The 26,218-nt window shown below is 70.9% G+C and carries 22 protein-coding genes; 9 read left to right on the top strand and 13 right to left on the bottom strand.

Translation table 11 applies throughout. The features are described from left to right. Position 1 precedes the first annotated feature (1 nt). The 5 genes from cbiQ (at position 2) to ACWCRD_RS09760 (ending at position 3,758) form a co-directional block, all read left to right on the top strand. Positions 2-763 carry a cobalt ECF transporter T component CbiQ gene (gene cbiQ, locus ACWCRD_RS09780; RefSeq protein WP_450965373.1) on the top strand — a complete coding sequence of 254 codons (762 nt, stop codon included), beginning with the start codon at positions 2-4 and terminating at the stop codon, positions 761-763. Further along, positions 751-1,512: an energy-coupling factor ABC transporter ATP-binding protein gene (locus ACWCRD_RS09775; protein ID WP_450965372.1), complete on the top strand. Its 762-nt coding sequence runs from the start codon at positions 751-753 to the stop codon at positions 1,510-1,512. Before cbiQ ends, ACWCRD_RS09775 begins: the two co-directional genes overlap by 13 nt. Continuing rightward, on the top strand, positions 1,509-1,985 hold the full coding sequence (locus tag ACWCRD_RS09770; protein WP_450965371.1) for a MarR family winged helix-turn-helix transcriptional regulator: 477 nt from the start codon (positions 1,509-1,511) through the stop codon (positions 1,983-1,985). The genes ACWCRD_RS09775 and ACWCRD_RS09770 overlap by 4 nt, the downstream gene beginning before the upstream one ends. Before the next feature lie 113 nt (positions 1,986-2,098). Continuing rightward, the gene (locus ACWCRD_RS09765; RefSeq protein WP_450965370.1) at positions 2,099-2,560 is read left to right on the top strand and encodes an organic hydroperoxide resistance protein; all 462 of its coding nucleotides are present in this window, start codon (positions 2,099-2,101) and stop codon (positions 2,558-2,560) included. A gap of 34 nt (positions 2,561-2,594) precedes the next feature. Then, a complete protein-coding gene (locus tag ACWCRD_RS09760; protein ID WP_450965369.1) occupies positions 2,595-3,758 on the top strand; it encodes a serine hydrolase domain-containing protein in 1,164 nt (387 codons plus the stop codon). Positions 3,759-3,805: 47 nt separating this feature from the next. Here the strand turns inward: ACWCRD_RS09760 and ACWCRD_RS09755 are convergent, their stop codons facing one another. The 8 genes from ACWCRD_RS09755 to ACWCRD_RS09720 form a co-directional block, all read right to left on the bottom strand. Continuing rightward, positions 3,806-4,081, bottom strand: a complete 276-nt coding sequence (locus tag ACWCRD_RS09755; RefSeq protein WP_099934194.1) for a dsRBD fold-containing protein — start codon at positions 4,079-4,081, stop codon at positions 3,806-3,808. A gap of 113 nt (positions 4,082-4,194) precedes the next feature. Continuing rightward, entirely contained in the window at positions 4,195-6,951 is a 2,757-nt protein-coding gene (locus tag ACWCRD_RS09750) for a phosphoesterase (protein ID WP_450965368.1), read from the bottom strand. Positions 6,952-6,998: 47 nt separating this feature from the next. Further along, positions 6,999-8,348 (bottom strand): ABC transporter permease, encoded by a 1,350-nt coding sequence (locus ACWCRD_RS09745; RefSeq protein ID WP_450965367.1) that lies wholly within the window; start codon positions 8,346-8,348, stop codon positions 6,999-7,001. After that, positions 8,345-9,289 carry an ABC transporter ATP-binding protein gene (locus tag ACWCRD_RS09740; RefSeq protein WP_450965366.1) on the bottom strand — a complete coding sequence of 315 codons (945 nt, stop codon included), beginning with the start codon at positions 9,287-9,289 and terminating at the stop codon, positions 8,345-8,347. Before ACWCRD_RS09740 ends, ACWCRD_RS09745 begins: the two co-directional genes overlap by 4 nt. Positions 9,290-9,592: 303 nt before the next feature. Next, complete coding sequence (locus ACWCRD_RS09735) at positions 9,593-10,438, bottom strand: EamA family transporter (protein WP_450965365.1); 846 nt, start codon at positions 10,436-10,438, stop codon at positions 9,593-9,595. Further along, complete coding sequence (locus tag ACWCRD_RS09730) at positions 10,435-10,977, bottom strand: YbaK/EbsC family protein (RefSeq protein WP_450965364.1); 543 nt, start codon at positions 10,975-10,977, stop codon at positions 10,435-10,437. The genes ACWCRD_RS09735 and ACWCRD_RS09730 overlap by 4 nt, the downstream gene beginning before the upstream one ends. A gap of 152 nt (positions 10,978-11,129) precedes the next feature. After that, positions 11,130-11,381 (bottom strand): DUF397 domain-containing protein, encoded by a 252-nt coding sequence (locus tag ACWCRD_RS09725; protein WP_450965363.1) that lies wholly within the window; start codon positions 11,379-11,381, stop codon positions 11,130-11,132. Then, positions 11,378-12,223 carry a helix-turn-helix domain-containing protein gene (locus tag ACWCRD_RS09720; protein WP_450965362.1) on the bottom strand — a complete coding sequence of 282 codons (846 nt, stop codon included), beginning with the start codon at positions 12,221-12,223 and terminating at the stop codon, positions 11,378-11,380. The genes ACWCRD_RS09725 and ACWCRD_RS09720 overlap by 4 nt, the downstream gene beginning before the upstream one ends. Positions 12,224-12,360: 137 nt before the next feature. Between ACWCRD_RS09720 and ACWCRD_RS09715 the strand changes: the two genes are divergently transcribed. Together ACWCRD_RS09715 and ACWCRD_RS09710 are read left to right on the top strand one after the other, a co-directional pair. Next, the gene (locus tag ACWCRD_RS09715) at positions 12,361-12,789 is read left to right on the top strand and encodes an ATP-binding protein (protein WP_450965361.1); all 429 of its coding nucleotides are present in this window, start codon (positions 12,361-12,363) and stop codon (positions 12,787-12,789) included. A 12-nt stretch (positions 12,790-12,801) separates the two neighbouring features. Next, positions 12,802-14,814: a hypothetical protein gene (locus ACWCRD_RS09710; protein WP_450965360.1), complete on the top strand. Its 2,013-nt coding sequence runs from the start codon at positions 12,802-12,804 to the stop codon at positions 14,812-14,814. A gap of 81 nt (positions 14,815-14,895) precedes the next feature. Here ACWCRD_RS09710 and ACWCRD_RS09705 read toward each other — a convergent pair whose 3' ends face one another. Then, positions 14,896-17,088 (bottom strand): bifunctional glycosyltransferase/CDP-glycerol:glycerophosphate glycerophosphotransferase, encoded by a 2,193-nt coding sequence (locus ACWCRD_RS09705; RefSeq protein WP_450965359.1) that lies wholly within the window; start codon positions 17,086-17,088, stop codon positions 14,896-14,898. 228 nt (positions 17,089-17,316) lie between these two features. Here ACWCRD_RS09705 and ACWCRD_RS09700 point away from each other — a divergent pair, with 228 nt between their 5' ends. Then, entirely contained in the window at positions 17,317-18,879 is a 1,563-nt protein-coding gene (locus ACWCRD_RS09700) for a N,N-dimethylformamidase beta subunit family domain-containing protein (RefSeq protein WP_450965358.1), read from the top strand. A gap of 6 nt (positions 18,880-18,885) precedes the next feature. Here ACWCRD_RS09700 and ACWCRD_RS09695 read toward each other — a convergent pair whose 3' ends face one another. From ACWCRD_RS09695 to ACWCRD_RS09685, 3 genes are all read right to left on the bottom strand, one after another. Beyond that, positions 18,886-19,440, bottom strand: a complete 555-nt coding sequence (locus ACWCRD_RS09695; protein WP_450965357.1) for a cysteine hydrolase family protein — start codon at positions 19,438-19,440, stop codon at positions 18,886-18,888. Positions 19,441-19,481: 41 nt separating this feature from the next. Further along, a complete protein-coding gene (locus ACWCRD_RS09690; protein WP_450965356.1) occupies positions 19,482-21,698 on the bottom strand; it encodes an MMPL family transporter in 2,217 nt (738 codons plus the stop codon). Positions 21,699-21,824: 126 nt separating this feature from the next. Next, on the bottom strand, positions 21,825-22,421 hold the full coding sequence (locus ACWCRD_RS09685; protein WP_450965355.1) for a TetR/AcrR family transcriptional regulator: 597 nt from the start codon (positions 22,419-22,421) through the stop codon (positions 21,825-21,827). 176 nt (positions 22,422-22,597) lie between these two features. Between ACWCRD_RS09685 and ACWCRD_RS09680 the strand changes: the two genes are divergently transcribed. Further along, positions 22,598-25,879, top strand: coding sequence for a S41 family peptidase (locus ACWCRD_RS09680; RefSeq protein ID WP_450965354.1), 3,282 nt, complete (start codon positions 22,598-22,600; stop codon positions 25,877-25,879). Positions 25,880-25,967: 88 nt separating this feature from the next. Here ACWCRD_RS09680 and ACWCRD_RS09675 read toward each other — a convergent pair whose 3' ends face one another. After that, positions 25,968-26,201 carry a hypothetical protein gene (locus tag ACWCRD_RS09675; protein WP_450965353.1) on the bottom strand — a complete coding sequence of 78 codons (234 nt, stop codon included), beginning with the start codon at positions 26,199-26,201 and terminating at the stop codon, positions 25,968-25,970. Between the last annotated feature and the right edge of the window lie 17 nt (positions 26,202-26,218).

Here is a 26,218-nt window from a genome sequence, read left to right as displayed (position 1 = left end):
GATGGGCGCCGGGCACGCACACAGGCTGTACCGGCACGGGCACTCCCCCGTGCACGCCCTGCCGCCGCACACCAAGCTCGCCGCCGCCTTCGCGTTCGTGGTGGTCGTGGTGTCGACACCGCGGGAGGCGGTGGGGGCGTTCGGCCTGTACGCCGTGCTGCTCGCGGTCGTCGCGCATCGCGCCCGCGTGCCCGCCGGGTTTCTGCTCAAGCGGCTGCTGATCGAGGTGCCGTTCGTGGCCTTCGCGGTGCTGATGCCGTTCGTGGCGGAGGGCGAGCGGGTGGACGTCCTGGGGCTGTCCCTGAGCGTGAACGGCCTGTGGGGCGCCTGGAACGTCCTCGCGAAGGGCACGCTGGGCGTCGCCGCCTCCGTCCTCCTGGCCTCCACCACCGAGCTGCGTGAACTCCTCCTCGGCCTCCAGCGCCTGAAGCTCCCGCCCCTGCTCGTGCAGATCGCGTCCTTCATGATCCGCTACGGCGACGTCATCACGGACGAGATGCGGCGGATGCGGATCGCGCGCGAGTCCCGGGGCTTCGAGGCGCGGGGCGTACGGCACTGGGGCGTGCTCGCGAAGTCGGCGGGCGCCCTGTTCATCCGTTCCTACGAGCGCGGGGAGCGCGTCCACCTGGCCATGGTCAGCCGCGGTTACGCAGGCTCGATGCCGGTGATCGACGAGGTGACCGCCTCCAGAGCCCAGTGGTCGTACGCCCTCACGCTCCCCTTCGCCGCCCTCGTCGTCTGCCTGCTGGGATGGACCTTGTGAGCACCGCTTCCCTCGAGGTCTCCGGCCTCGCCTTCGCGTACCCCGACGGCCACCAGGCCCTGTTCGGCGTCGACTTCTCCATCGGCCGCGGCGAGCGGGTGGCGCTGCTCGGGCCGAACGGTGCCGGCAAGACGACCCTCGTGCTGCACCTCAACGGCATCCTGACCGGCGGCGCGGGCACGGTCACGGTCGCCGGGCTGCCCGTCGGCAAGCAGCACATGGCTCAGATCCGCCGCAGGGTCGGCATCGTCTTCCAGGACCCGGACGACCAGCTGTTCATGCCGACGGTCCGCGAGGACGTGGCGTTCGGTCCCGCGGCGGCCGGGCTCAAGGGGCCGGAGCTGGAGGAGCGGGTCGACCGGGCGCTCGCGCAGGTCGGCATGGCGGAGTTCAAGGACCGCCCCCCGCACCACCTCTCCTTCGGGCAGCGGCGCCGGGTGGCCGTGGCGACCGTACTCGCCATGGAGCCGGAGATCCTCGTCCTGGACGAGCCGTCCTCCAACCTCGACCCGGCCTCCCGACGCGAACTGGCCGACATCCTGCGCTCGTTGGACGTCACCGTCCTCATGGTCACGCACGACCTGCCGTACGCCCTGGAGCTGTGCCCGCGCTCGCTGATCCTCAGCGAGGGCGTGATCGCGGCGGACGGCAAGACGGCCGAGCTGCTCTCGGACGAGGACCTGATGCGCGCCCACCGGCTGGAGCTGCCCTTCGGTTTCGACCCGCGGTCCGTGACAATGGGCGCGTGACGAACGCGGACGACACGGCGGCCGGGACCGGCTCTGAGGGCTCGCTGCTGCTCGACGACCAGCTGTGCTTCGCGCTGTACGCGGCCCAGCGGGCCGTGACGGCCTCCTACCGCCCGCTCCTCGACGAACTCGGCCTCACCTACCCGCAGTACCTCGTCCTGCTCGTCCTGTGGGAGCGCGGCGAGATCCCGGTCAAGGAACTGGCGACCGCGCTGCGGCTCGACTACGGCACGGTCTCGCCACTGCTCAAGCGGCTGGAGGCGGCGGGCCTGGTGCGCCGGGAGCGCGCGGCGCACGACGAGCGCTCGGTGCTGGTCGCCTGCACGGGGCGCGGGGAGGAACTGCGCGAGCGCGCGACGTGCGTACCGGGCGCGCTGCTCGCGGCGACGGGGCTCGACGCCCCGGAGGTCGCACGCCTCCGCGAGGAGCTGTGGCGGCTGGCGGCGAAGGCCGAAGCAGCAGCACACCGCTGATCTCGGATTACCCACGGTTGCCACCCCCTGGCAGCGGCTGCTGACCTACCAGCCAGTACCTTGTGCACGATGTACTTGCGCGCACTCGTTTTGGGGGGCCAACCATGAGCGCCATGGGTGACGATCTCACCGACGTCGACACCGACACCGACACCCGACCGACGAAAATCATGTACGTGGCCGAGGCGACCGCACACGGCGGCCGGGACGGCTATGTCACCAGCCAGGACGGGCAGATCGAGGTCAAGGTCGCGATGCCGCCGGAGCTGGGCGGCGACGGCAACGGCACCAATCCCGAGCAGCTGTTCGCGGCCGGCTACAGCTCGTGCTTCCACAACGCGCTGGTGCTGGTGGGCCGCCGTTCCGGGTTCGACCTCACCGGTTCCACGGTCGCCGCGAAGGTCGGCATCGGCCCCAACAAGCAGCGCGGTTACGGACTCGCGGTCGCCCTCAGCGTCTCGCTGCCGGTCCTCGACCAGGAGGTCGCGGCGCAGCTGGTGGACGCGGCGCACGAGGTCTGCCCGTACTCGAACGCGACCCGCGGGAACATCGACGTGACCATTCTGCTTGGGTGAGTAGGGAGTACACACAGGCAGGAGGAGCACGGGCGTGGACGTGCACGGTGCGGTCGCCGAGGGCTTCGAGCCGGTCAGGGAAGCGTTCGTACGGAACTTCGAGGTGCTCGGGGACCGGGGCGCGGCCGTCACCGTCTACCGGGACGGGCGCAAGGTCGTCGACCTGTGGGGCGGCACCAAGGACGTCGACGGCACGGACCCCTGGGAGCACGGCACCGCCCAGATCGTGCGCTCCGCGACCAAGGGGGTCGCCGCCGCCGTACTCCTGCTGCTGCAGCAGCGCGGGGAGCTGGACCTGGACGCGCCGGTCGGCGAGTACTGGCCGGAGTTCAAGGCGGCGGGCAAGGAGCGGACGCGGGTGTGGCACCTGCTCGCGCACCGCGCCGGAATGCCCGTGCTGGACCGCCCGCTGACGCCCGCCCAGGCCGCGGACCCCGACCTCGCCGCCGAGGCGGTGGCGGCGCAGGCACCGGCCTGGGAGCCGGGTACCGACCACGGGTATCACGCGCAGACGTACAGCTGGCTGACGGGCGAACTGGTCCGGCGGATCACGGGACGCGGCATCGGCGAGTGGATCGCGGACGAGATGGCCGGGCCGGCCGGGGCGGACCTGTGGCTCGGGCTGCCGCCGGCCGAACAGGCGCGCGTGGGCCGGGTGGCCCGGATCGACCCCCCGGCGGACCCGCGCGGCCTGCGGACCCGCCCCAAGCGGGCGGTCTCCGAGGCCTACGCCGACCCCGGCTCCCTCACCCGCCGAGCCTTCGCCGCGATCACCCCACTGCCCGACGAGAACGACCCCGCCTACCGCGCCGCCGTCCTGCCCGCCTCCAACGGCATCGCGACGGCGGAGGGCCTCGCCCGCTTCTACGCCTCCCTGATCGGCGAAGTCGACGGCGGCACAAGGCTGTTCACCCCGGAGACCGTGAACCTGGCCCGCGCCGAACGCAGCGCGGGACCGGACCGCGTACTGGTCGTCCACACCCGCTTCGGCCTCGGTTACATGCTCCACGGAGCGGCATCCCCGCTCCTGTCCCCCGCCTCCTTCGGCCACCCAGGCCGCGGCGGCGCCCTGGGCTTCGCCGACCCGGACTCGGGCATCGCCTTCGGCTACGTGACGAACGGTTTCCGCAAGAGCGTTACAGCGGATCCGCGGGCGCAGGCGCTGGTGCGGGCACTACGGGGTGCTGTCTCGGCGTGACGTGGCCGCGCCCCGAAGGGGCGCGGGGCAGCCCGTGAAGCGCTGCCTCAAACGTTGATGGAGTGCGAAGTCCGCCCCGACGCCGAGTCGATCTCCCCATGCGCCTTCGTCAGCAGCTGCATGGCGAGTTCGTTCAGCGCCCGCGCGCCGGCGATCTCCTCCCCCACCCGTGGCTGATTGGCATCGGTGTGGTGCCGGCTCGCATGCCCGTGGGCCTTGACCTCGGTCCCGTCGGACAGACGTACCAGCGCGACCGCCCGCGTGTGCGTCTCGTCCTCCTGGAACTCCAGCTCGACGTGCCATCCCACTGCGGTGTGCATCATGACGATCACCTCCGGAAGACCTGCTTCCAGAGTGCTCCTGTGCGCCCTCGGATGCACGCAGACCCCGGGCCGGTGTGACGTCGGCCCGGGGTCCGCTGCGCGCTGGGCGTGTGTCAGCCGTCGTTCTCCGCCGACGGCAGGTAGGCGCCCGGCACGTCGGCAGGCGCATACACCTTCTTGTCACCGGGGTACGGCTTGGTCCAGTTGTGGGTCTGGTACCAGGTGTAGCGGTTCATCTGCTCGTTGTTGGCGTAGTCGGGCACGGCGTGCGGGCCGGTGAGCCGCTGGTGCGAGGCCCAGGTCTTCCACTCCGCGGCGAGCTGCTGCTGGGCCTGCGGGACCGCGGCGGACGTCGGCGCGAGTGCCGCCTTGGTGTCCTGCGGGGCCGGGGTGTCCGAGCCGCAGGTGGGCTGGGGGCTCACGCCGAGGGTCAGGGAGGTCCGGTTGGGGACCGCCGTGAACGGTGTGTTGTCCGGCTTCAGGGAGAACGCCCCGTACATCGGGGTGGCCGCGCTGTCGAGCTGGTTCATCGGGTGGATCCCGAGGATCTGCTCGATGGTGCGGACCATCGTGATCTGCGAGTAGTAGTGGCTGTCGACGGTGTCGTGCTTGGCCCAGGGGCTGATGATCTGGACCGGGGCACGGTGGCCGTCGACGTGGTCGAGGCCGTTCTGGGAGTCGTCCTCGACGACGAAGATCGCCGAGTCCTTCCAGTACTTGCTGTGGGAGATCTCGTCGACCATCCGGCCGACCGCGAGGTCGTTGTCCGCGACCTCGGCCGCCGCGTTGGCCGGGCCTCCGGTGTGGTCGTTGGAGAACCAGAACATGTTCAGGTTCGCCGGACCGTCCTTCTCGAAGTCCTGCTTCCAGATCTGCTCTTTGTAGATGTCCGGGACGGTGAGGTCGAACATCGGGAAGCCCTGCACCGACACCTTGTTGAGCGAGGGGATCGCCGAACCCGTCTGGATCGGGTACTGGGTCTGCGCCCCGGTGGCCTCCATGTTCTTGCTGTCGCAGTACAGGTTCTGCCACGTCGCCCCGGCCGGCTTGGTCTCCAGCGACTGGAACTCGCCGAAGTCCTTGACCGACCGGCCGGCCGCCTGCGCGCCGCTCCAGATGAAACCGGACTTCTGGTGGCCGAGGGCGTCGTCCTCGGTGTCGTAGCTGCGCTGGTACTCGCCCGCGGAGGACTCGGTGTACTCCGGGTTGTCCGACTGCATCAGCCAGTTGTGGCCCTCGGCGGAGTTCGTGCCGACGTCGTAGAAGTTGTCGTAGAGCCCGAACTGCTCGGCCAGGGCGTGCTGGTTGGGCGTGACGTTCTCGCCGAACGTGGTGAGCGAGGGGTCTCCGTCGCCCTGCGGCAGGTCGCCGTAGACCTGGTCGTACGTCCGGTTCTCCTTGACGAGCAGGAAGACATGCTTGATCGTCGAGGGGTCGCCGAGCCGCAGCGGGACCGGCAGCGCCTTCCCGGAGGTCCTGCCGCCGGCCGTCAGGACCGAGCCGGGCGTCCAGCCGTTCTGCTTGAAGACCTTGGCGGTCTGGGCCTTGACGGTCTTGTCGTCGGGCAGCGTGAACTGGGTCAGGCTCGACGTCGTGTCGTGGGTGTTGTGGCCGGAGGCGGCGGTGGGGCGGCGGGCGTCGATGCCGCGGGTGTTGGAGACGACGATCTTCTTGCCGACGGTGGCGATCCCGGAGGGGAAGTAGTCGGTCGGGAGCAGCCCGACGTAACGGGCGGGCTCCTGCGGGGACTTGTAGCGGTAGACGGCGACCGCGTTGGCGCGGCCGAGCGTCACCAGCAGACGACCGTCGTCGGTGAGGGTCACGGCGTTCGGCTCGTAGCCGACCTTCGCCTCCGGCCAGGGCTGGGTGGCGATGGTCTGTACGACCTTGTCCTTGGCCGTGCTGATGACCGAGACGCTGTTGTCGGCGGTGTTGGTGACGAACACCGCGCCCTTGCTCGCGTACACCGCGGTCGGGTGCAGTCCTACGTCGATGCTGCCGACGGCGGCGGACGGGTCCGCGGTGTCGATGACGCTGACGGTGCCGGTGGTGGTGGCGCCCGTGTCCGGGTTGGCGGGCACCTGGGTGCCGTAGGAGTTGATGGTGGTGTCGCCGTCCCTGGCGGGACGGCCGCCCTCGTTGCTGACGTACAGCTTGCCGCCGACCAGGGCGATGCCCCGGGGGGCGTTGCCGACGGCCCAGCTCTGCTTGACGGTTCCGGTGGCCGCGTCGACGGCGACGACCCGGTTCTGGCCGTTGACCGCGGAGTAGACGGTGGAGCCGTCGGCCGAGAAGACCGCGGCGCCCACGAGGGCGTGCTTGGTGCCGTCGGCCGGGACGGGGACAGCCACCGGGTTGGAGAGGGTGCCGTCGGCGCCGACCGTGAACTTGGTGTAGCCGTCGGTCTGGCCGAGCCACAGCTGCGTGCCGTCGGGCGAGTACGTCGGGCCCTCCTGGCCGACGGAGCCGCTCTTGATGCGCAGGTCGTCCGCCGCGTTGGTGCCGACCTTCTGCTTCACCTGACCGGTCGCGAGGTCCAGGACGACCAGGGAGGCGTCACCGTCGGCGACCGAGGCCGCGAGCCGGCTGCCGTCCGGGCTGACCGCCGACGACATGATCTTGCCGTCGTTGATGACGGAGCGGGTGCCGTACGGCTTGATGTACTGGTCGCTGGGGAGGACCTGGCCGTTCGCGGTCTCGTCGGCGACCTGCTGGGTGCCGAACTGCCACGTGGACGCGACCGCGGTGCCCGTGACGCCGAGCGCGACCGCGATGCCCGCCGTGACCAGCACGGCGCGGCGGCCGACGCGTCTGCCGAAGAGGTTGACCTGATTCTTCTCGTTGATCCGACGCTGGCGTGTGACCTGCACGGAGCTGTCCCTTCAGTGGACCAATCAGTGGAACCTTCGTGTGAACTTCAGTGGGGGGTGAGCAGCTCGACGTTGCCGTCGAACTGCCATAGCGGATTCGGGGCGTCGCCGGTCGAAGTCCGGAGCAGGAAGTAGCCGTTGACTTCCTTGGGACCGTCGCCGTCGGCCACGAACCGCCCGTCTGAGGTGATGTCGAGCTGATAGATCGCCGTCCCCGGGACCGGGACCCCGGGCAGATGCCAGGTCACGACGCACCGCCAGTCGTTGCCCGCGCCCTCCTGGGCCGACTGGCCGTCGCTCTTGGTGCAGGCCGCCGAGGCCCGCAACTGCGCCTCGGTGACGGCGGGACGGTGCAGCTCCTGCGTCTGCATGCGGTAGAGGTGGGCGAACGCCGTGGCCACCGACCGCTGGACCTTGTCCTGCTCGATGCCGGAGCCCATGGAGGGGGTCGCCACGGCGACCACGCCGACGGTGACCGCGGTCAGCCCGGCCAGCGGCAGCGCGCCGACGGTGAGCGCCCGGCGCCCGGAACCGTCGTAGGCGAGGTTGGTGAAGTCGCGTCGCAGGAAGAGGAGATACGCCAGCGCGGTCGCGAGCACGGCCCACAGCAGGCCGACCGCGACGCCGATCAGGAGCGGGCCGAGCTGGGCGGGGCTGGTGAACAGGCCGTTCCAGGCGATGAAGGCGTAGCCGGGCAGGGCGAGGCGCACGGCGACGGGCAGCGGCAGCATCTGGGCGACCGACATCGCGAGCGCGACGAGCGGGGGCAGCAGCAGCCCCATCGGGGACCGCCCCAGCGCGACCGACCCGAGCAGTCCGATCGCGGCGAGGGCCAGGGTCGGCGCGAGGGCCGCGACCCAGGCGAGCAGGACTCGCAGGGCTGCATCCCCCGGTGCCAGGAGGTGGCCGTCGAGGCCGACGAGCGGCTGGTTGCCGACCGACACCAGCCCGCCGACCGCGCTGGACACGGCCAGCCCGGCGACCAGCAGCAGGATGACGGTGAGGCTGGCGAGCGCCTTCGCCACGAAGATCCGCCGCGGTGACCGTACGGCGACCAGCAGATGCCGCCAGGTGCCGAGCCGGTCCTCGGCGGCGAACACGTCACCGGCGACCACCGAGGTCAGCAGGGGCAGCGCCCAGGTCCCCGCGAACCCGAGCATGACCAGTGGTCCGGCCCACCCGGTGGCGTGCATCCAGCGCCCGAAGAGGGTGTCGGAGGGCAGCGTGCTCTGCTGGCTCACACCCGCGACGAACAGGGCGGGAGCGATCCAACAGGCAAGGACCAGCAGCCGGATCCGCCACTGCGAGACCAGCTTGACCAGTTCGAAGCGGTAGCCGCGCGAGACGGGGACCCGGCGGGCCCTGACAACCTTGTCGGGGGTGACGGTCGCGGTCATCGGCCGGCCTCTTCCTGCTGCTCGGTGAGGGCGAGGAAGGCTGCCTCCAGCGGCGATACGACGGGCGCGAGCTCGCGCACCGCGACGCCCGAGCGCACGAGGGCCGCCACCAGTTCGTCGAGGGCGGGCACCAGGGCGCGCACGACGAGCAGTTCGTCGTCCTGCCGTATCCCGGCGTCGTCGACGACCCGGATCCCGTCCGAGAGGTCGGCCAGCCGTCGCGCGGCCTGCGGGTCGGAGGTCCGTATCCGGTAGTCGAGTTCACGGTTCTCGGCGGCCAGCTTGCCGAGCGGGCCGGAGAAGACGACCCGTCCGGTGGCGAGGATGGTGACCTCGGAGCACAGCGCCTCCAGGTCGTCCATACGGTGGCTGGAGAGCACCACGCTGGTGCCGTTCGCGGCGAGCCGGGTGAGGACACGGTGCACGTGCCGTTTCCCGGCCGGGTCGAGGCCGTTGGAGGGCTCGTCGAGCACGAGCAGCCGGGGCTTGGTGAGCAGGGCGGCGGCGAGCCCGAGCCGCTGCCGCATACCGAGCGAGAAACCGCGGGCCTTGTCGTCGGCGACTGCGGTGAGCCCTACCTGGTCGAGCACCTCGTCGATGCCCGCGCTTGGGGCGTCCTCGCCGCGCAGTCGGGCCAGCGCGGCGAGGTTCTGCCGGGCGGTGAGGGAGGGATACAGGCCGGGCCCGTCAACGAAACCGGCGACGCCCTCGGGTGCGGCGAAGGCCCGCCCCACGGGCGTACCGAGGACCTCGAGCCGCCCGCCGTCGGCGACGGCCAGCCCCAGCAGCAGACCGAGCAACGTCGTCTTGCCGGCACCGTTCGGACCGACCAGCCCATGTATCTGACCCTGGTTCACATCCAGATCGACACCGTCGAGTGCGACGACGTCGCCGAAGCACTTGGTGACCCCGCGAGCCACCACTGCGTGGCGTGTCCCCATGGGTCCCCCTTCTCCCGATGCCCGCACGGACCATAGGGACAACACACAACCCAGGCACAAACGCCGAGTTGAACTCCCGCGGAACGGATCGTCAAGGCGTAGGCAAATCGCGCGCTTGAACACCGACGTGAATCGGACAGGGGCGGTGCGGGGTGCGGTAATCGCGATGCGGTCGCGCAATATGCGGCTCCGCCGCGCGGCCGCAGACAACCCCGCCACGGCGCGCAGCGCCCCATAGGGGCGCGGGGAACTGCGCGACAAGCCACGAGGCAGCCGCAGCCGACCGACCGCCAAGCCGGGCGCTCAGCCGGCCCGCAGCATCAGCCCGATCCCCGCCACCAACAGCAACGCCGCCGCGATCCGCGGGGCCCCGAAGCGTTCCTTGAAGAATACGGCTCCGATGGCCGCCCCCACGATGATCGAAGACTCGCGCAGTGCAGCGATCGGCGCCAGTTCGGCCTTCGTCTGGGCCCACAGGACCAGGCCGTACGCGGCGACGGACATGGCCCCGCCGAGGAGGCCCACGCCCGCGAACGGCCGCAGAACGGCGAGGAACTCACCCCGCCAGCGGGTCAGCGCGTACACCGGGATCGCGAACCCCTCCACCGCCATCAGCCAGGCGATGTACCCGAGGGACGAGCCGGACGCCCGCACCCCCAGCCCGTCGACGACCGTGTACGCGGCGATGGTCAGCCCGGTGGCGAGCGCCGCGCCGATCGCCGCCCAGTTGGGCCGGCTGCCGCGCAGCCCCCACAGGGCGACACCGGTCAGGCCCGCGCAGGACAGCGCGATACCGGCGGCCGCCCACCCGTTCGGCACCTCGTGCGCGAAAACGGCGGCGAGCACCGTGACGACCAGCGGCGCGGTCCCGCGGGCGATCGGGTACGCCTGCCCGAAGTCCCCGAGCCGGAAGGACCGCATGAGCAGCACGTAGTACGCGAGGTGGATGAAGGCGGAGGCGGCGAGGTACGGCCACGCCCCGGACGCCGGGAGGGGGACGAACGGCACCATCGCCAGCCCGATCAGCATCCCGCCGCCCGCGATCAGCGTGAACCCGACCAGCTTGTCCGTGATGCGGTGGGCTATCGCGTTCCAGCCGGCGTGGGTGACCGCGGCGCACAGGACGGCCGTGGCGACCAGCGGCGTCACGAGCTGCGCTCGCGCACGTCCACCAGGGTGGCTCCGGCGCGGGTGACGAGTTCCTCGGGCTCCATGGGGAACACGGCGTGCGGATTGCCCGCCGCGGCCCACACCACGTCATGCTCCAGCAGCGAACGGTCGGCGAGCACCCGGGTCTTCGTACGGTGCCCGAAGGGCGGCACACCCCCGATCGCGTACCCGGTGGTCTCCCGTACGACGTCCGCCTTGGCCCGCGTCACCTTCTCGGCGCCGAGTTCCTCCCGCACCCGCTCGACGTCCACCCGCGACGCCCCGTCCATCAGCACCAGCACCGGAACCCCGTCCGCCGCGAAGATCAGCGACTTGCAGATCTCGCTCAGCTCACACCCGATCGCGGCGGCCGCCTCTGCGGCGGTGCGGGTCGCATCCGGGAACCGGCGGATACGGCGATGCAGGTCGTCGAGCCCCAGTTCGCCCAGGGCGGCGGCGAAACGGGGGCTGGCTCCGGAGCTGTCGGTGGCATCGGCGGTCGTCATGCCCGGCACGCTAGCGCTGCGTGTACGCGGCATGCGAGCGAGTTCCGCGCCCGCGCTGTGTCTCCCTTGTACGACGTAACAGTTTCCGCGGAGGTGTTACATCGTGGGGGGACGGGGGTCCCCGGGGGCAGGGTCTTCGACCGGGACGGCGGGTACGAGGGAAACCTGCGAGAAGCTCCGCGGGGTCAGCGTGTGGAGACGTGGCTGAGGAAGGTTGTCCACGTGGTGGGGGCGACGGTGAGGTGGAGGTTTTCGGGAGCCTTGGAGTCGCGGATGTGGATGACGGTGGCCGTGTTGGCGACCTCGACGCAGTCGTTGATGTCGCTGCTGTCGCTGTAGCTGCTCTTGAACCAGTCCAGCGCCACTTCGACACAATCGCCGGATTCGTTGCTGCTGCTGTAGCTGCTCTTGAACCAGTGGAGTTCGGTGGCGCTCATAGTCTCCCCAGCGCTTGCTCGATGAAGGCCTGCGACTCCCTCGGCGTGAGAGCCTGCGCCCGGATCATGCCATAGCGCAGTTCAAGGATACGAAGATCCCGGGGACTTGAGACCGGGCGGCCATTGAAGGCGCCGTCGGAACGTCCGATCGCCGTACCGTCATCGAACTTCAGCACTTCGATCAGGCCCGCTACTCCGGCGTGCTCCTCCCGGTCGGTCGGCATGACCTGGACGGTGACGTTCCTCAACTGCGATACCTCCAGGAGGTGTTCGAGCTGTCGACGCAACACCATCTTCCCACCGTACGGGCGTTCCAGCGTCACTTGTTCCTGGACGAAACCGAGCGTCGGGGCGGGCTCCCGGTCGAAGACCGACTTCCGGGCCATGCGCGCTGCGACATCCCGCTCCACCACGTCGGGCGAGTACGCGGGCTGCCTCATCTCGGACAATTTTCGCGCGTACTCCGGCGTCTGCAACAGGCCATGGATGTTGTGATTGCTGTACAGCATCATCTCCACCGCCCGCCCCTCCATCTCCTTCAGTCGCCGTACCTTCTTCGGATATCGGGCCTGCTCCATCTGCCACTTGAAAGCCTTGAGGTGCCCCTGTGCCCTCAGCACGTCGTCGGCCCTGTCCAGAAACTCCGGTCGGGGAATCCGCTGCCCCCGCTCCATCTTGCGGATCATGTCCTCGCCGTAGCCCAGGAGCTCCCCGAACTCGGCCGCCCTCACTCCCGCAGCCTCCCGGCAGACCTTGAGCAGATGCCCTACAGCCTGCACCACCGGCTCGATCTCGTCCCCGGGCTCGACATCCCAACCCGCCTCATCCGCAACCTCGTTCATGCCCCACCTCCAACGCGCTTCCGTACCCGATCAACCCCCGAGACAGCCAAGACAGCACGAGACAAAGCCGAGACAGTCACGCTACGCACGGGCAACAGCACTCACTCACGGAAGCAGAACCGGCCACGCTGAGTGACATGAATCAAGAAGCCGCCGAGCTCCGCCCCCAACTCGACAGCCCCATCCGCAACTTCAGCGTCCGCCTGTCCCCCACGCCCCTCGGCGCTCGTCTGGCCCGCCTCCTCACGGAGGAGCAACTCCACGCATGGGGGCTCCCGTTGGAGAACGCGTCGCACATCGTCGCCGAGCTGGCGGCCAACGCCGCGACACACGGCCGCGTACCGGGGAGGGACTTCCGCCTGACCCTCTACGTCGTCGGGAGCACCCTCCGTATCGAGGTGACGGACACCCGCCCCGACCGTCTTGCCCGCCCCGCGCAGGGCGACCCCGACGCGGAGTCGGGCCGGGGCCTGCTCCTGGTGGACGCGCTCGCGGACCGGTGGGGCGTCGCTCCGGGGCCGTATCCACGGAAAACCGTCTGGGCGGAGCTGCGTGTGCCGCTCTGATACAAGTGTCGGATGGCGGTGAGCACGATAGACCCGAGGAAACTGCTGGACAGGGTGCCGGTGACGGCGGTCGCGGGGTTCCCGGTGGGGCTGCTCGGGCTGTTCGCGGCCGCGGTGGTGCCCAGCGGCTGGGCGTTCGCCGTGTTCGCGGCCGCGGACTACCTCGCCGAGCCCAAGGCGCTGCGCCGGATCGCAGGCTCCATGCAGCCCCTCGGCCAGGTGTGCCTGAGCGTCACGGCGGGGTCGCTGCTGCGGGGCGCGGCGGCGCTCGTGCTGCTGGCACGGCTGGGGGACGCCCAGTCGGGCGCGTTCGTCCTGACCGCCCTCGGCTTCCTGGCGCTGCAGGCGCTGCGCGGCGGTTACGCGGGACTGCTGCTGTTCGTCTGGTGGTGCAGGCGGCTGCCGGTGGTGACCCGGAACGTGGATCTGTCCGCGCTGCGGATCCCCGACGCGCCGCCACGGCTGCTGATGGACCTCCACCGGGGGCCGCTCGCGCTCGTGGACCTGCCGCTGGTCGTCGGGGTGGCCGTCGCGGCGGCGGCCGGGGCGAGGTGGGCGGCGCTCGGCGCGGGGACCGCGGTGCTCGCCGCTCTGGCCACCGCCGCGTGGCTGGCCCGGCACGCCTGGCGGGGCCGGCACCTGGCCGCGAAGGGCAAGGTGCTGCAAGCGGTGAACGAGCAGGTGGAGGCGTACCGTCCCGAGGTCGTCGTGTACTTCTCCGGCGCCCTGGAATCGGCGTACCAGCTCAACGGCTGGCTGCCGGTGCTCGACCGGCTGCAACGGCGGGTCGTCGTCGTGCTGCGCGAACGCGAGATGCTCACCCGGCTCGATCCGACGTCCCGGCCCGTGGTGTGCCTGCCGCTGGGCAAGGACCTGACCGCCTTCCGGCTGCCCGACGCGCAGGTGGCGCTGTTCGTGGCCAACGCCGCCAACAACACCCACCTGCTGCGGCTGCCGGAGTTCCGGAGCGTCTACCTCGGACACGGGGACAGCGACAAGCCCACCAGTTCCAATCCGTTCACCAAGGTGTACGACGAGGTGTGGGTGGCGGGGCCCGCCGGGCGCGAGCGTTACGCGCGCTCGGGGTCCGGAGTGGCCGACGCGGACGTCGTCGAGGTCGGCCGCCCGTCGCTGGGGCGGCTGAACGCCGTCGGCGGCACCTCCGCGTCGCCGATGCCGACCGTGCTCTACGCGCCCACCTGGGAGGGCTTCCACGGCGACCCGGGCGCGGCGACGTCGCTGACCGACATGGGACCGCGGATCGTGAAAACCCTGCTGGAGCGGGAGCCGCCGGTCCGCCTGGTCTACCGGCCGCACCCGCTGACCGGCACCCTCGACCCCCGGGCGCGCGCGGCGCACGCCGAGATCCTCGCGATGATCGACGCCGCGAACACCGCCCGGGACACCCGCGAGGAGTTCCGTCGCCAGGACACGCGGGAACGGGCCGCGCAGGCGGCCCTGCTCCCGGAGCCCGCCCGCCGCCTCGACGAGCTGCGCCGGCCCGCACGCGGGGACGAGGCGCAGGCCGCGCGGGACGCCGGGGTGCCCGAAGAGCCGCCCTCGGCTGCTTGGGAGTCGGCACTGGCGGAGTGGAGCGAGGCGTACTGGGCGGCCGAGGGCTGGTGGCGCCACCGCGTCACGGGCGGCTCCCGACCGGGCCTGTACGACTGCTTCGACCACGCCGACCTGCTCATCGCCGACGTGTCCGGCGTCGTCACCGACTACCTGGCCACCGGCAAGCCGTACGCCGTCGCCAACCCCGCAGACCTCGCCCCCGACACCTTCCGCGACCGCTACCCGGCCGCCCGCGCCGCCCACCTCATCGCCCCCGACCTGACCGGCCTGGACGACCTCCTCGACCGCCTGGCCGACGACGACACCGACCCCCTGGCCGAGGAGCGCCAGCACCTGCGTACCTACCTGCTGGGCCCGTCCACACCCGACCCCCTGGCCCCCTTCGAACGGGCCCTGGACGACATCCTGTCCCGGTCAGCAAAATCGCGTACGGTTCGGCAGCTCCCCTAGGGGCGCGGGGCTGTGTCGACATGCGGCTCCGCCGCATGGGCGCGACGAGCCACGACGAGCCCGCAGACAATCGACGGCCTATCACTTCTCACCGAGAAACACCCGCCGCACAACCCGCTCAGCCGCGCGCCCGTCGTCAAACGCACAGAACCGCCGCCGGAACACAGCACGCGCCTCCTCCGCCGCGCCGGAGGCGACCGCCCCGGAGCGGAACACCTCGATCAGCTGCTCCTCGCTCTCCGCGACAGCGCCCGGCGGCTCGGCCAGCAGGTCGAAGGTGACGCCCCGGGTGGCCCGGTACGTCTCCCAGTCCGGGGCGTAGACGACGATCGGCCGGTCGAGGCAGGCGTAGTCGAACATGATCGACGAGTAGTCGGTCACCAGCACGTCGGCCGCCAGGCACAGGTCCTCGACGACCGGGTACGACGAGAGGTCGACGACCCGGGCGGCACCCTCGGCCCGCCTCTCGGCACCCGTCTGCGCGCCTTCGGCGTCGTAGTAGTGGGAGCGCAGCATCAGCACATGATCCGGCCCGAGGGCGGCCGCCAGGCGGGACGGATCCGGCAGCGGACCGGCGCCGCCGTACTCCCGGAACGTCGGGGCGTAGAGCACGGCGGTCTGGCCGGGCTCGATGCCCAGGCGGGCGCGGATGGCGGTGATCTCCTCCGGGCCGGTGCGGAAGTAACGGTCGTTGCGCGGATAGCCGGTCTCCAGCAGCTCGTAGCTGCCGGGGTACACGCGCGGCCACACCTCGGACGAGTGGGGGTTGGCCGACAGCAGGAAGTCCCAGCGGGCGGAGTGCTCGCGCAGCCGCGTGAAGTTCATCCCCTGGGCACCGACCGGATAGTACTGCTGGTCCAGGCCCATGGCCTTCAGCGGGGTCCCGTGCAGCGTCTGGACATGCACCGAGCCACGGCGCTTGGACACCACGTGCGGGAAGTTGACGTTGTTGACCAGGTATTTCGCCCGCGCCAGGACGCGCAGGGAGCGCAGCGAACCCTCCACGGCATGGTCCACCCCGGCGGGCAGCGAGGCGACCGCGTCCTTGCGGACCACCCACACGCCGTGGATGTCCGGGGCGAGTTCGCGGGCCGCCTCGTAGACGGCGCGGGGGTTGCAGGAGTAGCTGCGGTACCAGTACGCCGCGTAGACGGCGAGCCTGTCGTCGACGGGGAGGCGCTTGTACGCCTCGTAGTAGAGGAGGGCCGGCAGGGCACGGGCCCGCCGCGTCGCCGTCCGTGCCGCGCCGACCGCTCCGCGCACGCCCCGGCGGGCCTTCAGGCGCAGCCGGTTGACCGGGCGCAGCGCGGCGAACAGCCGGTAGTCGCCCCGCTCGACCAGGCGGAACTTCACGCCTCGGGCGCCGGGCGGGTAGGTGTGATCCGCGGGCCGGAAGCGGGCGAAGTGCTCGGCCATCCGGCGGAAGAACTCCCGCTGCCGGGCCGCGGGGACCCGGCCGGGTTCGTCGATGATGGTCGTGTAGTGCCAGATCGCCCGGTCGAACAGCCTGGCGCGGAACTCCTCGGCCGCCGCGCCCCGCTCGTCCAGGAAGGCGAAGACCTTCTCGTACTGGCCGAACACATCGAAGTGGCGGTCGCTGACGGTGGTGGTGATCGCGCCCGTACGCCGCTCGCGGTAGAGGTAGCAGACCCGGTCGAGGAGCGATATTCGCCCGGCGGCCACCAGGATCGGGTAGGTGACCGGCAGGTCCTCGTACAGTCCCTGCCCGAAGCGCACGCCCAGACCGGTCAGGAAGTCACGGCGGATCGCCTTGTTCCACGCGGTCATCATCAGCTCGAGCACACTGGGCCGGCTCCGCAGCTCGAACGCCTCGGGCGGCGGCGGTTCTCGCAGCAGGTGCGCGCGGGGAGCGGGCTCGATCCCGCCCTCGGGGAACAGTCGTGCGTAGTCGAAGAAGAGCACGTCGGGCCGGGCCGCGGTGAGTCTGCCGGCTATCGCGGTCAGCGATTCGTCGGCGATCAGGTCGTCGCTGTCGACGAACCAGACGTATTCGCCGCGAGCAAGTTCCAGCCCCGCGTTACGGGCTTCGCCGAGCCCGCCGTTGCGTTCCAGATGCACGACCCGGATCCGCGGATCCCTGCTCGCGTACTCGTCGAGGATCGCCCCGCACCCGTCGGGCGAGGCATCGTCCACGGCGATCACCTCGAAGGAGGAGAACGACTGCCCGAGCATCGAGTCCAGACAGGGACGCAGATACTCCTCCACCCCGTAGACCGGGAGGACAAGGCTGATCAGTACCTGGGACGGCTCCACGCATGACCTCCGGCCGACTGCGGGCGGCTAGCTCTACTGCAGAACGAAGCTACTACGACCTGTAGGAGGTATCGCGCCGGGCAAGGCACCTCGCACCCCACGGGCACAGTTGTTCCACACAGTAACGTCGCCTTCCCGCGCCTCGCCCTTTCATGGCGCCCAGGGCCGCGCCGTTGCAGGCTGTTCCCAGGTCGGACTCTCCGCGAGTGCGCACACACGGGAGGCGATGTGGGCCCCGAGAGGCGGGAGACACCGCGGCACGGGACGGAGGACGGCTCGGCGCTGCGCCGCAGGACCTTCCTGGGGGCGTGTGCGTGCGCCGGGCTCGTCTCGGCGGCCGGTGCCTGCGACCGTTCTCATGCCGCTCACGGCACCCGGGCGGCGACGGCCGCGCACCGGCCCGAGGCGGAACGGGACCGCCCGGGGACACCCGACTGGCGCATCCGCTCGACGGGCCCGGCGGCGGCCGTCGTGGGGTATGCCGACCGGGTGAGTGTGACGCCGGGTGAGGAGTGCGGTCTGTACGTCTCCACGACCGCCCCGTCCTTCCGCGTCTCGGCGTTCCGGGTCGGCTGGTACGGCGGGGCCGAGGCACGGCTCGTCTGGTCGTCCGGGCGGGTGCCGGGCAGCGTCCAGCCGGAGCCGGGCTTCGTCACCGACACCCGCACCGTCCGCGCGGACTGGCGTCGGACCCTGAGCTTCGGGACGACGGGCTGGCCGGAGGGCGCGTATCTGCTGCGGCTCGACACCGAGGACGGCCATCAGCGCTACGTCCCGCTGATCGTGCGCTCCGCGCAGGGCGCGGGCCGGACGGTGCTGATGCACGCGCCCGCCACCTGGCAGGCGTACAACCGGTGGGGCGGCTACAGCCTCTACGCCGGCCCCTCCGGGGCGTACGCCGGACGCTCCCTCGCCGTCAGCTTCGACCGGCCCTACGACTTGGACGGCGCGGAGAAGTTCATGGTGTACGAGCGGGCGGCGGTGGTCCTCGCGGAACGGCTCGGTATCCCCCTCGCCTACACCACCGGGGTCGACGTGCACCGGGACCCGGAGGTGCTGCACGGGGCGGCCGCCGTCATCTGCCTCGGTCACGACGAGTACTGGACCCCGCAACAGCGTCAGCACATCACCCGGGCCCGCGACGCCGGCACCAACGTGGCCTTCCTGGGCGCCAACACCTGCTTCCGCCGGATCCGTCTGGAGCCCGGCGGGGCTCAGCCCGAGCGCACGGTGGTCTGCTACAAGTCCTCCTTCCCCTCCGACCCCTGCTACACCACCCACCCCTCCTTGGTGACGACGGACTTCCGCCGCTCCCCGGCGGCCGACCCGGAGTCCTCCCTGACCGGCGTGCTCTACGAGGGCTATCCGGTGGACGCCCCCTATGTCGTCCACGCGGCGGACCACTGGCTGTACGAGGGGACGGGCGTACGCCCCGGCGACGGCTTCGACCATCTGGTCGGTGTGGAGTACGACCGGGTCACCCCGGGTGCGCCCGTCCCCGAACCCCTGGAGATAACGGCCCATTCCCCTGTGGTGTGCAACGGGGTTCGCAGCAGCAGCGACTCGGCGTACTACACCGCGCGAAGCGGCGCCGGTGTCTTCGCGACCGGCACCATGCGGTGGGTGGAGGCGCTGCTGGCCGAAACCCCCGACGGGGGCCGGGACCACGGTATGGACGCCCGCACCCGCACGTTCGTCACCCGCACGACGGAGAACCTCCTGCACGCCTTCGCGGAGGGCCCCGCCGCCCGCCACCGTCCGGCACCACGCCCGAACATGACGGAGCTGTAGCGACCGTCAGCCCCCGAACGTCACCTGCTTCGCCTCCCGCACCGCCGCCGTGCGCCCCGGTGCCGAGTGGTACTGCCAGTACAGGTTCGTGTGGGCGATGACCTGGTCCGGCGTCGGGGCTCCCCACTTGCTGTTGTCGTTCGTGGTGTGCGCGTCGGCGACCAGCGTGACGTCGTAGCCCCGTACGAACGCGCCGTGGATCGTGGAGCGTATGCAGGCGTCCGTCTCCGCGCCCGTCACGACGAGATGGCCGACTCCGGCCGCGGCGAGGACCTGCTCCAGGTCCGTGCCCTCGAAGGAGTCGCCGTAGTTCTTGTGCACCAGCGGTTCCCCGTCGCGGCGGGGCAGTTCGGCCACGTACTGCCAGTCGTCGCTGCCCTTCTTGAGTCCCTCGTCGGAGTGCTGGACCCAGACGACCGGCACGTCCGCGGCGCGGGCCTTGTCGACGAGGGCGGCGATGGTGGCGACGACGGCGTCCCGCTCGTGCGCGGCCGCCACGACGCCCTGCTGGACGTCGATCACCAGCAGGGCGGTGCGGGGGCGTTCCTGAAGAGTGGTCATGCCGCCACGTTAGGCGGCGCCACTGACAATCGCCCGGAGCGTCAGGCCCGTACCAGTTCCCGGTCCTCGTCCGGGTCGCTGTCCTTCGCGTCGCCGTCGCCGAGGGTCTTCAGGCCCTCGCCCTCGACGTCCACGTTCGGGACCGCCCGGTCCAGCCACTTCGGCAGCCACCAGGCCTTCTTGCCGAGCAGGCCGAGGACCGCCGGGACGATCGCCATCCGCACGACGAAGGCGTCGAAGAAGACCGCGATCGCGAGGCCGAAACCAATCATCTTGATCATGGACTCGCTGGAGGTGATGAAGCCTCCGAAGACCGCGATCATGATGGCCGCGGCGGCCGCCACGACCCGCGCGCTGTGCCGGAAGCCGGTCACCACGGCCTGGCCCGGCGTCTCACCGTGGACGTACGCCTCGCGCATCCGGGTCACCAGGAACACCTCGTAGTCCATGGCGAGACCGAAGACCACACCCACCATGAAGATCGGCATCATCGACATGATCGGGCCGGTCTGCTCGACGCCCAGCAGGCCGCCGAGCCAGCCCCACTGGAAGACCGCGACCACGGCACCGAGCGCGGCCAGCACGCTCAGCAGGAAGCCGAGCGCCGCCTTCAGCGGGACCAGGATGGAGCGGAAGACCGCGATCAGGAGCAGGAAGGCGAGGCCCACCACCAGGCCCAGATACGGGATCAGGGCGTCGTTGAGCTTCTGCGAGAAGTCGATGTTCATCGCCGTGGTGCCGGTGACCAGCGCCTTCGCACCCGTGTCGGCCTTGATCTCGCCGCCCTGGTCACGGATGGCGTGCACCAGGTCCTCGGTCTGCACCGAGGACGGCTTCGAACCGGGGATGACGGTGATCGTCGCGGTGTCACCGGCCTTGTTGAACACCGCCGGGGTCACCGTGACGACGTCCTTGAGGCCCTTGATCCCGTCGGCCACCCTGTCGGCGGCCGCCTTGGGCGAGTCGCTGTCCTTGGCGTCGACGACGATCATCAGGGGGCCGTTGAAGCCGGGGCCGAAGCCCTCCGAGAGGAGGTCGTAGGCGCGGCGCTGGGTCGTGGACGTCGGCTGCGAACCGTCGTCGGGCAGGCCCAGCTCCAGCTGGGTGGCCGGGACCGCGATCGTGCCGAGGCCGACCACGCCGAGCAGCAGCACGGCGGCCGGACGGCGGATGACGAAGCGCGCCCAGCGGGCACCCAGACCGGGCTTCTCAGGAGTACCGGCCGCGCTCTTGCGGCGCTTCTCGCCCGCCGCCTTGACCTTCCTGCCCGCGTATCCCAGCAGTGCCGGAATCATGGTCAGCGCGATGAGGACGGCCACGACGACCGTGCCCGCCGCCGCGAGGCCCATCTTCGTCAGCATCGGCACGTCGACGACCGAGAGACCCGCGAGTGCGATCACGACCGTGAGGCCCGCGAAGACCACCGCCGAGCCCGCGGTCCCCGCGGCCCGTCCGACGGCCTCCTCGCGGTCGCGGCCCTCGGCCAGTTCGCTGCGGTAGCGGGAGACGATGAACAGCGCGTAGTCGATGCCGACCGCGAGACCGATCATCAGGGCGAGGGTGGACGTGGTGTCGCCCAGGTCGAGCGTCTTGGCCAGAACGGTGATGGTGGAGACGCCGATACCGACGCCGATGACGGCCGTCAGCAGCGGCAGTCCGGCCGCGACCAGTGAGCCCAGCGTGATGACGAGGACGACCGCGGCGATGGCGAGGCCCACGACCTCACCGGCCGCTCCCGGCTCGGCCCCGGCCTGCAGCGCGTCACCGCCGATCTCGACGGTCAGCCCGGCGTGCCGCGCATCCTGCGCGGCCTCCTTCAGGGCGTCCCGGGAGGCCTCCTTGAGCTCCATGCCGGAGACCTTGTACTTCACGGACGCGTAGGCGACCGTGCCGTTCTTGCTGACGGCGTGCGCCTGGTAGGGGTCGGCGACGGAGACCACCTCGGAGCCGTCGGCGAGCTCCTTCACCGTCTTCTCGACGGTCGCCTTGTTGGCGGCGTCGGTCATCTTCTCGCCCGCGGGCGCCTTGAAGACGACGCGTCCGGTCGCGCCGTCGGCACTCATCCCGGGGAAGCGCTGTTCCAGCAGGTCGAAGGCCTTCTGCGCCTCGGTGCCGGGTATCGAGAAGGAGGTGGAGCCCGCCGCGGGGGCGTTGGCGGCGCCGACCCCCGCGAGGGTCAGCAGCGCCACCCAGAACAGGGCGACGAAGTGCCGTCGCCTGAAGGCGAGCCGGCCGAGTTTGTAGAGGAACGTGGCCACGGAGGCGTACTCCCGGTCAGTCGTGGGTGTTTCAGGGCAGGGGTGATCACCCGGCGGGGAGACAGGGGTGATCGTCCCGACGACTTGAGCGGTGACGTCAGGTGGGCGAGGAAGTGCGGGGAGGTGTCAGGCGCAGAGGGCGGGGAGGACGACTGCGTCGATGTACGAAAGGAGGTAGTCCTGCGTCGGCGGCAGCTCGTCGATCATCGTGCGGGCGGCGAAACCACCGATCATCATGTGGATCATGTAGTCGACCGCGGGGTTGTCCGCGCGGACCTCGCCCCGGTCGATCGCCCGCTGCAGGACACGGCGGAACTCCGCCATCTCCGGCTCGATCAGATGCTCCTTGAACGCCTTCAGGAGATCCGGGTTGCTGTGGATGGCCATGGCCAGGCCCCGCATGAGGGCGGAGTTCTGCTCCATCTCGCAGTCGTCCGACCGCATGGTGAGGGCATGCAGATCGCCCCGGAGGGAGCCGGTGTCGATCTCGCCGAGGGACAGACCGCCCGGCTTGTTGTGCCGCACCGCCTTCGCGACCAGCTCGGCCTTGCCGCCCCACTGGCGGTAGAGCGTCGCCTTGCTGGACTTGGTGCGGGCCGCGACGGCGTCCATGGTGACGGCGTCGTAGCCCACCTCCCGGAGCAGGTCGAGCACGGCCTCGTACAACTCGGCCTCACGCTCGGGCGTGATCCGACTGCGACGCGCCGTTGCGACCTCAGTCATGCCACTCACCTTCCCGCTCGGGATGCGCCGACTCGGCGCCTGCTTCGTACGTTCATGAAGATACCCTGTATCCATACGAAACGAAACCGTTTCGTACGTGCGGTGGCTCACGTAGGTGAAGGATCCGTAAGTTCCCACGAGTTGCCCGGCCCCTTCCGGCGGAAAAGCATGGGGAGGTGAGCTATCTGCGCCTGCCCCATCTCAGCGGTGACCTGTTGTGCTTCGTGGCCGAGGACGACCTCTGGCTCTCCCCCCTGGACGGCCCGGGCCGCGCCTGGCGCCTCACCGTCGACCGTACGAAGCTCGGCCATCCCCGTTTCTCGCCGGACGGGAGCACCATCGCGTACACGAGCTGGCGCAGTCTGGTCCCCGAGATCCACACCGTCCCGGTGGACGGCGGTCCGGGCCGGCAGCTCACCTACTGGGGCTCCGCGGACACCCAGGTCTGCGGATGGACACCCTCTCAAGGGGACACAGGGGGCACGATTCTCGCCGTCGCCTCCCACGGCGAGCCCTTCTCTTACTTCACCTGGGCCTACAAGGTCTCCCCCGACGGCGACCCCGGCCGCAAGCTCCCCTGGGGCCCGGTCTCCGACATCCAGGTCGCCGACATCGAAGGCGAACGCAGGACCCTCCTGCTGACCGGCACCCCGCCGCACGAACCCGCCGCCTGGAAGCGCTACCGCGGCGGCGCCATGGGCCGCCTCTGGCTGCACGGCGAACGCCTCCTTGCCGATCTGGAGGGCCATCTGCACTCTCCGATGTTCGTCGGCGGCCGGATCGCCTTCCTCTCCGACCACGAAGGCATCGGCAACCTCTACTCCTGCGCCTACGACGGCTCCGACCTGCGCCGCCACACCGACCATGACGCCTTCTACGCCCGGCATGCGTCGAGCGACGGCACCCGGGTGGTGTACCAGTGCGCCGGCGACCTGTGGATCGTCGACGACCTGGCCGCCGACTCCGGGCCGCGCCGCCTGGACGTACGGCTGAGCGGTCCGCGCGCGGGGCGGCGCACGTACCAGGTCCCGGCCGCCCAGCACGTCGACGGCATCTCGGTCGACGAGACGGGCCGCGCGAGCGCCGTCGTCGTACGCGGCAGCCTGTACTGGCTCACCCATCGGGACGGCCCGGCCCGCACGATCACCGACACCCCGGGCGTACGGGTCCGCCTCCCGGAGATGCTCGGCTCGACCGGCCAGGTCGCCTATGTGACGGACGCGGAGGGCGAGGACGCGGTCGAGATCGCCTGTCTGCCGCGGGCGACCGGCGACCGAGAACCGCGCCGACTGGCCTCCGGCGCACTGGGCCGCGTACTGGAACTCGTGGCCGACCCGCAGGGCGAGCGCCTCGCCCTCGCCTCGCACGACGGCCGCCTGCTCCTGCTTGACGTTACGGAGGATTCTGGGGGCACCTCCCGGACGGAGTCCGGGGGAGGCGAGGTCACCGAGCTGATCCACTCGGTCAACGGACCGGTGCGCGACCTCGCCTTCTCCCCGGACGGCGCCTGGCTGACCTGGTCCCACCCGGGGATCGGACGCTCCCTGCGGCAGATCAAGATGGCGCGCATAAAGGACCATTTGATCGTCGACGTCACCGACGGCCGCTTCGAGGACGAGAACCCGGTGTTCACGAGGGACGGCCGCTATCTCGCCTTCCTGTCCTGGCGCGGCTTCGACCCGGTGTACGACGTCCACACCGGGGACCTGTCCTTCCCGCTGGGCTGCCGCCCGTACCTGGTCCCCCTGTCCTCCGCGACCCCCTCCCCCTTCGCCCTGACCCCGGAGGGCCGGCCGGCCGCCGGGGGCCTGGACCCGGTGGAGGACGAGGAGGAGGGCGGCGACGGCGCGGTCACCGTCGAGATCGAAGGGCTGGAGAACCGGGTCACCCCCTTCCCGGTCACCGCCTCCAAGTACTCGGCGCTGTACCCCGTGGCGGGCGGCGGCCTGGTCTGGCTGCGCTGGCCGATCTCGGGGGCGCTCGGCGAGACGTTCGCCAACCCGGACGACACCACCGGCCGCCCGACCCTCGAACACTTCAACATCAGCAAGGCGAAGAAGTCCGAACTCCTGGAGCACCTGGACTGGTTCGCGCTCAGCGGCGACGGCACCCGCCTGGTCGTGGTCGACGAGGGTGATCTGCGGGCCGTCCCCTCCTCCGAGTCCGGCGACGGCGACACGACGGTCTGGATCGACCTGCGCCGCATCCTGCACGAGGTCGATCCGGCCGCCGAGTGGCGCCAGTCGTACGAGGAGGCCGGGCGTCTCATCCGCGCGTACTTCTGGGATCCGGGGATGTGCGGCATCGACTGGGATGCGGTGCTCGACCAGTACCGCCCGCTGGTCGAACGGGTCGCGTCCCCCGACGAGTTCGCGGACATGCTGCGCGAAGTGCTCGGCGAACTGGGCACCTCGCACGCCTACGTCACCGCCGCCCGCCGCAACGAGGGCCCGCCTCACTACCAGCGCCTGCAGGGACTGCTCGGCGCCAACCTCGTCCGCAGGCAGGGGGGTTGGGTGGTCAAACGGATCCTCCCGGGCGAGTCCTCGGACTCCAAGGCCCGCTCACCGCTGGCGGGCACGGGCATCAGGGAGGGTGCCGTACTGACCCACGTCGACGGCCGCCCGGTGGACCCGCTGACCGGGCCGTACCCGCTGCTGGCGGGCGCGGGCGGCACCACGGTCGAGCTGACCTTCACCGCGGCCGAGGGCGAGGCGGGCCGCTCCCGCCGCGTGGCCGTGGTCCCCCTGATCGACGAACGCCCCCTGCGCTACCAGGACTGGGTGGCCAAACGGCGCGCCGTCGTACGGGAGTTGAGCGGCGGCCGCTGCGGCTATCTGCACATCCCGGACATGGGCGGCTCGGGCTGGGCCCAGTTCAACAGGGACCTGCGCATGGAGGTGTCGAGGCCCGCCCTGATCGTCGACGTACGCGGCAACGCGGGGGGCCACATCAGCGAACTGGTCGTCGAGAAGCTGTCCCGCACGATCCTGGGCTGGGACCTCACCCGCGACGCCCAGCCGGTCTCGTACGCCTCCAACGCGCCCCGCGGCCCGGTGGTGGCCCTGGCCGACGAGGCGACCTCCTCCGACGGCGACATGATCACGGCGGCCATCAAGCTCCTCAAGCTCGGCCCCGTCATCGGCCAGCGCACCTGGGGCGGGGTGGTCGGCATGACCGGCCGCCACCGCCTCGGCGACGGCACGATCATCACCGTCCCGATGAACGCGGCCTGGTTCGACGCCTACGGCTGGACCGTGGAGAACAAGGGCGTCACCCCGGACCTGGAAATCCTGCGCACCCCCCTGGACTGGGCGGAGGGCCGCCACGCCCAACTGGACGACGCTGTCCAGTTGGCGGTGCAGCTGCTGGAGACGAACCCTCCGGCGACCCCTCCGGATTACAGCAACGTCCCGGACCGCTCACGCCCGAAGCTGCCGCCGAGGACGAGTTCTTGAGGTTGCGGGGAACCGCGCCCGGAACCACGAGAGCGGGGTGCCCCAAAAGCCACAGGGCACCCCGCACTTACCGTCTCAGGCCAGACGACTAGACGTCGTAGTCCTGGTCGAACCGGTCCTGCTCCTCGCGCTGCAACCGCTCCGTCTCCTCGTCCCGCATACGCTCACCCGGCTTGCCGCGCTGCGGCTGCTGGCCGCGCTGCTGACCCTGCTCCTGGCCCGGTCGGCCGCGCTGACCCTGCTCGCGGGCCTGCTGCGCCTTCTGCTTGGCCTGCTCCTGCCACTGTTCCGACTTGTCCTGGAACTTGTCCTTCATACCCATATGGGTTCACTCCCGTA

The organism is Streptomyces sp. NPDC002092 (assembly GCF_053593775.1).
The sequence above is the reverse complement of the archived record's forward strand: the minus strand, read 5'-3'. Positions and strand labels throughout refer to the sequence as shown.

Excerpts from the sequence above, each read along its gene's own strand:
- cbiQ (WP_450965373.1), top strand. The coding sequence starts at position 2 with ATGGGCGCCGGGCACGCACACAGGCTGTACCGGCACGGGCACTCCCCC.
- ACWCRD_RS09775 (WP_450965372.1), top strand. The coding sequence starts at position 751 with ATGGACCTTGTGAGCACCGCTTCCCTCGAGGTCTCCGGCCTCGCCTTC.
- ACWCRD_RS09765 (WP_450965370.1), top strand. The coding sequence starts at position 2,099 with ATGGGTGACGATCTCACCGACGTCGACACCGACACCGACACCCGACCG.
- ACWCRD_RS09755 (WP_099934194.1), bottom strand. The coding sequence starts at position 4,081 with ATGATGCACACCGCAGTGGGATGGCACGTCGAGCTGGAGTTCCAGGAG.
- ACWCRD_RS09745 (WP_450965367.1), bottom strand. The coding sequence starts at position 8,348 with ATGACCGCGACCGTCACCCCCGACAAGGTTGTCAGGGCCCGCCGGGTC.
- ACWCRD_RS09740 (WP_450965366.1), bottom strand. The coding sequence starts at position 9,289 with ATGGGGACACGCCACGCAGTGGTGGCTCGCGGGGTCACCAAGTGCTTC.
- ACWCRD_RS09730 (WP_450965364.1), bottom strand. The coding sequence starts at position 10,977 with ATGCCGCGTACACGCAGCGCTAGCGTGCCGGGCATGACGACCGCCGAT.
- ACWCRD_RS09725 (WP_450965363.1), bottom strand. The coding sequence starts at position 11,381 with ATGAGCGCCACCGAACTCCACTGGTTCAAGAGCAGCTACAGCAGCAGC.
- ACWCRD_RS09720 (WP_450965362.1), bottom strand. The coding sequence starts at position 12,223 with ATGAACGAGGTTGCGGATGAGGCGGGTTGGGATGTCGAGCCCGGGGAC.
- ACWCRD_RS09715 (WP_450965361.1), top strand. The coding sequence starts at position 12,361 with ATGAATCAAGAAGCCGCCGAGCTCCGCCCCCAACTCGACAGCCCCATC.
- ACWCRD_RS09710 (WP_450965360.1), top strand. The coding sequence starts at position 12,802 with ATGGCGGTGAGCACGATAGACCCGAGGAAACTGCTGGACAGGGTGCCG.
- ACWCRD_RS09695 (WP_450965357.1), bottom strand. The coding sequence starts at position 19,440 with ATGACCACTCTTCAGGAACGCCCCCGCACCGCCCTGCTGGTGATCGAC.
- ACWCRD_RS09685 (WP_450965355.1), bottom strand. The coding sequence starts at position 22,421 with ATGACTGAGGTCGCAACGGCGCGTCGCAGTCGGATCACGCCCGAGCGT.
- ACWCRD_RS09675 (WP_450965353.1), bottom strand. The coding sequence starts at position 26,201 with ATGGGTATGAAGGACAAGTTCCAGGACAAGTCGGAACAGTGGCAGGAG.